The organism is Massilia jejuensis, from assembly GCF_042656795.1.
Classification (GTDB): domain Bacteria; phylum Pseudomonadota; class Gammaproteobacteria; order Burkholderiales; family Burkholderiaceae_D; genus Telluria; species Telluria jejuensis.
Genome location: NZ_JBHSMS010000002.1, coordinates 9902 through 15033, shown reverse-complemented (window position 1 = coordinate 15033; position 5132 = coordinate 9902). Strand labels below are relative to the sequence as shown.

General features: G+C 65.9%; 4 protein-coding genes. 3 read left to right on the top strand and 1 reads right to left on the bottom strand.

Translation table 11 applies throughout. From position 1 onward, the window contains the following. Nucleotides 1–537, top strand: a 537-nt coding sequence (locus tag ACFPOU_RS00080; protein ID WP_379715291.1) for a TetR/AcrR family transcriptional regulator, incomplete at its 5' end; no start/stop codon positions are given. 99 nt (nt 538–636) lie between these two features. Then, a complete protein-coding gene (locus tag ACFPOU_RS00075; RefSeq protein WP_379715288.1) occupies nt 637–2217 on the top strand; it encodes a phytoene desaturase family protein in 1581 nt (526 codons plus the stop codon). Here the strand turns inward: ACFPOU_RS00075 and ACFPOU_RS00070 are convergent. Continuing rightward, nucleotides 2195–2905 (bottom strand): TetR/AcrR family transcriptional regulator, encoded by a 711-nt coding sequence (locus tag ACFPOU_RS00070; RefSeq protein ID WP_379715285.1) that lies wholly within the window; start codon nt 2903–2905, stop codon nt 2195–2197. The two genes, ACFPOU_RS00075 and ACFPOU_RS00070, sit on opposite strands and share 23 nt — an antisense overlap. A 162-nt stretch (nt 2906–3067) precedes the next feature. Between ACFPOU_RS00070 and ACFPOU_RS00065 the strand changes: the two genes are divergently transcribed. Continuing rightward, nucleotides 3068–4342, top strand: a complete 1275-nt coding sequence (locus ACFPOU_RS00065; RefSeq protein ID WP_379715282.1) for a cytochrome P450 — start codon at nt 3068–3070, stop codon at nt 4340–4342. Nucleotides 4343–5132 lie beyond the last annotated feature (790 nt).

Below are 5132 nucleotides of genomic sequence, written 5' to 3'. Positions count from 1 at the left end.
ACGACGGAAGAGATCATCCTGCAATCGGGCGCCGAGCGCATTTCGATCCTGGACGTGTGCCACGACAGCGGCATCTCGCGCGGAACCTTCTACCGCTATTTTTCCTCGCAGGACGACCTGCTCGACGCGTTCTCCCGCCACAAGCGCGACCAGTTCCATGCCCGCCTGATCGAAGCGACGTCGGCTTCCCAGGATCCCGACGAGCGCTTCCAGGCCGTACTGGGCTTCATCGACGACTACCTGGAACGCAGCCGCGCCCGGCGCCTGCTGCTGGTGGCGCCGGAATACGCGACGCGCTGGTTCCAGCGGATTTTCCACGACTCGGTGCACCGCTTCCAGGACGTGCTGGCGCCCGTGTTCGACGCCTGGGAAGAGCGCCGCGGCATCGTGCTCGACCGCGAACTGATCGGCGAACTGATGGTGCGCTTCATCCTGAGCGACGTGCTGGTGCCGTCCGGCGCCGACCGCCGCAACCTGATGCGGCGCATGGAGCGCTTCGTCGTCATGCTGCTGTCGGGCCGTGTCGCGCGCCGCTGAGCGCCCGCGCTTTACCTCAGGTAAAACTGTTCTTCAGGCCGCAAGCGCGGCCGCGTGCTTCAATCCGGCGGACTTCAAAACAAAACCGGAGAAGACAGCATGAATGGGGACAAGCAATACGACGTGGCAATCGTCGGCGGCGGACACAATGGCCTGGCCGCCGCCTGTTATCTCGCCGAAGCGGGAAAAAAGGTGGTCGTGATCGAGGCGCGCGAAAAAGTCGGCGGCATGGCGTCGAGCGGCTACCTGATTCCCGACGCGCCGCAGCACCTGATCCACCCCTGCGCGCTCGACCTGATGTCGCTGCGCGTGCACCCGATGATGCCGCACGAACTGCAGCTGGAACGGCATGGCTTTCGCCAGGTGGAGATGGATCCCGGCTATGTCTATCTCCATCCCGACGGCAATTCGCTCGTGTTCGGCCGCAGCGCCGAGCAGACGGCGGCCGAGATCCGGCGGTTCTCGGCGCGCGATGCCGACGAGTTCCTGTCCCTGATGGTTCTGGTGAATGCCTTCATCGACGTCGCCATCCCGATGATGCGGGTCGATCCGGCGCAGCGCAACCTTGGCGCCAAATGGCAGGCCTTCCGCACCATGTTCAAGAACCGAGCGCTCAAGCCGGAGCTGATGGCGCTGATCGGCAGCCCGGCCTACACCTCGATCATGGAGCGCTTCGAGCATCCCGTGACCCAGTCCGCCCTCTGTTGCCTGCTGGGTGCGGCCGGCCCGATCGCCGGCGAAGCCACCGGCATTTACTTTGCGCTGCTCGGCTTCATCCACCGTTTCGGCCTGGGCCGCGCAGTGGGCGGTATGCAGACGCTGTCGAACGCGCTGGCCGCGCGCTTGCGCGAGCTGGGCGGGGAGATCATGGTCGACGCCCCGGTCGCGGAAATCGTCGCCGCAAATGGCGTGGCAACGGGCGTGCGCTTGAAAAGCGGCGCGGTGATTGGGGCGCGCGCCGTGATCGCATCCATCCATCCGAAAATGGCGCTCGAGATGGTGACGCCCGGCGCGCTCGACCGCCGCACGCTGACGCGCGTGGCTTTGGCGCCGGCGAATGCGCACGGGGCTTCGCCGCTGAAAGTCGATGTCGCGCTCTCTGGGCAGGTCGGGTACAGCCGCCATGAAGCGCTGCGTCCGGACGGCCTGAGCCTGCGCAAGAGCGTGCTCCTGATCGGCACGTCCGACGCTGTACTCGACAACTTCCGCGCCGCTGCCCGTGGCGAAGTGTCGCCCTTGCCTTATATGTGGATCACCGCGCCGAGTGCGGTCGACCCGGGCCAGGCGCCGCCCGGGCAGGATGTGGTCTATCTCTATCCAGTGGCGATGCCGGTCGAGCCGCGCGAGGGCTGGGACGCGATGCGCGCCCAGGTCGGCCAGCAGGTGATCGACCAGGCGTCGGAGTATATGGACGGGCTGGCGCGCTACGAGATCGGACGCCGGATCGAAGCGGCGCCCGACCTGGCCGAGCGTCTGAACGTGCACCGCGGCTGCGTGGTGCACATCGACACCAGCCCGGCGCGCAGCGCCTTGATGCGTCCGGCCGCGGGACTGGGCACGGACAAGCTGCCGGTGGCCGGCCTGTTCCTGGGCGGCGCCGGCACCCATCCGGGCGGCGGGATCAACGGCCTGCCGGGGCGTATCGCAGCCCGCCGGGTCAGTCGCTTCCTGGCGGGCTGACGAGCGAGGCGGGCAGCGTGAGCGGATGCTGGCCGCTGCGTTCGCGCTCGACTGCGGCAAGTACGAAATCGACTGAAAATCGCCCCCATTTCTCAGCGTCCGGCGCGCTTGCCATGTCCAGACCGCACAGCGTCGACACCGTATAGCGGTTGACCCAGGCGCTGGTGGTAGCCAGAGCCGCGACGGCCAGCAGCATGTCCGGATCGACGTCGGCGCGGAAGTCGCCGCTGGCGATGCCGCGCTCGAGCGTTTCCTTCAGCTTGAGCCTGAGCCGCGGCGCCAGTTCGGTAAAACTGTTGCGCGGCGTCGCCCGGCTTTCGTGGAAGCGGATCCCTTCCTGGGCCAGGACGCTGAGTTCGCCCTCTTGGTAGGGCTGGACCATCCGCTGCAGCAGGGCGCGTAGCGCGGCGCGCGGGGCCAGCTGGTCCAGCTCCAGCGTCACCAGTTCGTTCATTGCCTGCGCCGAGGATTCGTCCAGCACGCAGGCGAACAACTCCTCCTTGCTGCGGTAATAGTGATACACCAGCTGCTTGGTCACGCCCGCAGCCTGGGCAATGTCGTCGACGCGTGCATCGGCCAGGCCTTTGCCCACGAATTCGCGGCGCGCCGCTTCCAGGATGCGCCTGAGCGTTTCGCGTTTGTTCGGCAGCGCCCTGGTCGGCGCACAACGGTCCGGCAGCTCGCTCATGGTGTCGCCTCTGGTGGCTCGGGGGATGTCGAGAGCGCCATCTTAACCCGGTCCGCTTGACTCGCGGTCAAACAAAATCGGCGCCGCTGGCCGCCGCGGCGCCGTCCAGCGCGGCTACCATGTGTACATCATTCAAAAAAATGTTCAACTGGAGGAGACACCGTGAACGAAACCATCGACGACCACGCCCTGGAACGCGCCTATACCGCAGTTTCCGATACCTACAAGGGAACCGGCGACATCCACGCAGCGTGCCGCCAGGCGCGCGCCGAATCGCCGATTTTTGTCGGCGACTTCATCCGCCAGTTCGGCGTGCCGACGAATGCCGGCATGCAGCAGGGCACGCGGCCGACCTTTGCATTGTTCCGGCATCAGGACGTCATGACCGTGCTGCGCGACGCCAGCAGCTACACCAGTGGCTTCATCGCCGAAGGCCTGGGCGCATTCTTCGACGGCCTGATCGTGCTGGCGATGGACGGCGAGCAGCACCGCAGCGTGCGCGCACTGCTGCAGCCGGCCTTCATGCCGGAGACGGTGAACAAATGGCGCGACCAGATCGACGCGGTGATCCGCAAGGACTTCCTCGAACCGATGGTAGGGCTGAAAAAGGCCGACCTGATGGAGTTCGGCCTGGGTTTTCCGATCCGCGAGATGTATGCGCTGATGGGTTTTCCGACCGATAATACGGAACAATACCGCCAGTACGCGGCCTGGGCGCTGGCCATGGTCGGGGGCAACCAGATCGATCCGGCCAAGGCGGTGGAAGCGCGGCGCAATGCAGGCATCGCGGTCAAGCTGCTGTACGAAGCGATCTTCGCGGTGGTAGTGCAGCGGCGTGCGGCGGGCAGCGCCGGCGACGACCTGATCGGACGCCTGCTGCGCGCCGAGCACGAGGGCCGCATGCTCGACGACCACGAGGTAGCCACCTTCGTGCGCTCGCTACTGCCGGCCTCCGGCGAAACCACCACCCGCACCTTCAGTTCGGTGATGGTGCTGCTGCTCACCACGCCGGGCCTGCTGGAGCGCGTGCGGGCGGATCGCGCCCTGGTGCCGAAACTTATTGACGAAGCGGTGCGCTTTGAACCAGTGGCGACCTTCAAGGTCCGCGAGACGGCGAAAGAGGTGCAGTTCCACGGCGTGACCATCCCCAAAGGGTCCTTCGTCCAGTGCATGGTGGCCTCGGCCAACCGCGACGAGGAAGTCTTCGAGCATCCGGACGTGTTCGATATCGACAGGCGCACGAAGCTGTCCTTCGGTTTCGGCTTCGGGCCGCACATGTGCATCGGCCAGTTCGTCGCCAAGATGGAGCTCAACTGCGCCGTCAATGCGCTGCTCGACCTGTTCCCGAACCTGCGCCTGGACCCGGACCAACCCGCGCCCCTCATCGAAGGCGCCCAGCTGCGCGGTGCGGCCCATGTCCACGTGCTCTGGGATTAAGCCATGAAGACCTTCGACACGATTCCCGAGCGCGCCGATTTCGACTACCAGTGTCTGGTGGGTCCGCAGCAGGTAACAGGCGCCGGCCTGGCCGACCTGCGCGACCACTACGGCCTGAAGCTGACCAAGCACATGCCCTTCGGCTGCGTGCGCGACGAGCAAGGCGAGATCTATGCGTTCGTGCGCGCCCTGAATGCGCCCGGCAGCAGCCCGAACCCGACCAAATTCATCTACCAGTCGACGCGGGTCGGCGACGGACGCCATATTCGCATCGACAAGGCAAAGAGCGCGGCGCAGGCGCTGACCATGTTCCCGCACCGTTGGCTCGACAATGACACGGCCGGCTGGTCCAGCCTGGAGGGGGAGGCCGGCCAGCCATGGCGCCTGACCGCTTCCGGTACACAGTTCAGCTGGAAGGAGGAAGGGCTGTTCGATCTCGCGGGCGCCTTGCTCGGCAATGGCATGCAGTGGTACCTGCCGGGTCGCGACTGGGGCACTTTTTATGTCTCGCAGCTGTACGATGTGACCGGCACCTGCGAAGGGCGCGCCGTGAAAGGCATCATCACCCTTGACCAGGCCTGGATGGCGGAAGGCGGCGCGATCCACTTCCAGAAAGACCTGGTCGTGAACAACAGGATGCACGTCATCTGGTGGACCTTTGCGACCGTCTACACCGACGGCAGCTGGGACAGCGGCTCCTTCATGGTCGGGCACGGGAAGCTGGGCTACGCCATCTTCCAGAACGAGAAGGGAGAGGTCCGCTGCACCACCGATATCGAAGGGCAGGTCG

Bases quoted from the DNA above. Each gene is read 5' to 3' on its own strand.
- ACFPOU_RS00075 (WP_379715288.1), top strand. From the start codon at position 637: ATGAATGGGGACAAGCAATACGACGTGGCAATCGTCGGCGGCGGACAC.
- ACFPOU_RS00070 (WP_379715285.1), bottom strand. From the start codon at position 2,905: ATGAGCGAGCTGCCGGACCGTTGTGCGCCGACCAGGGCGCTGCCGAAC.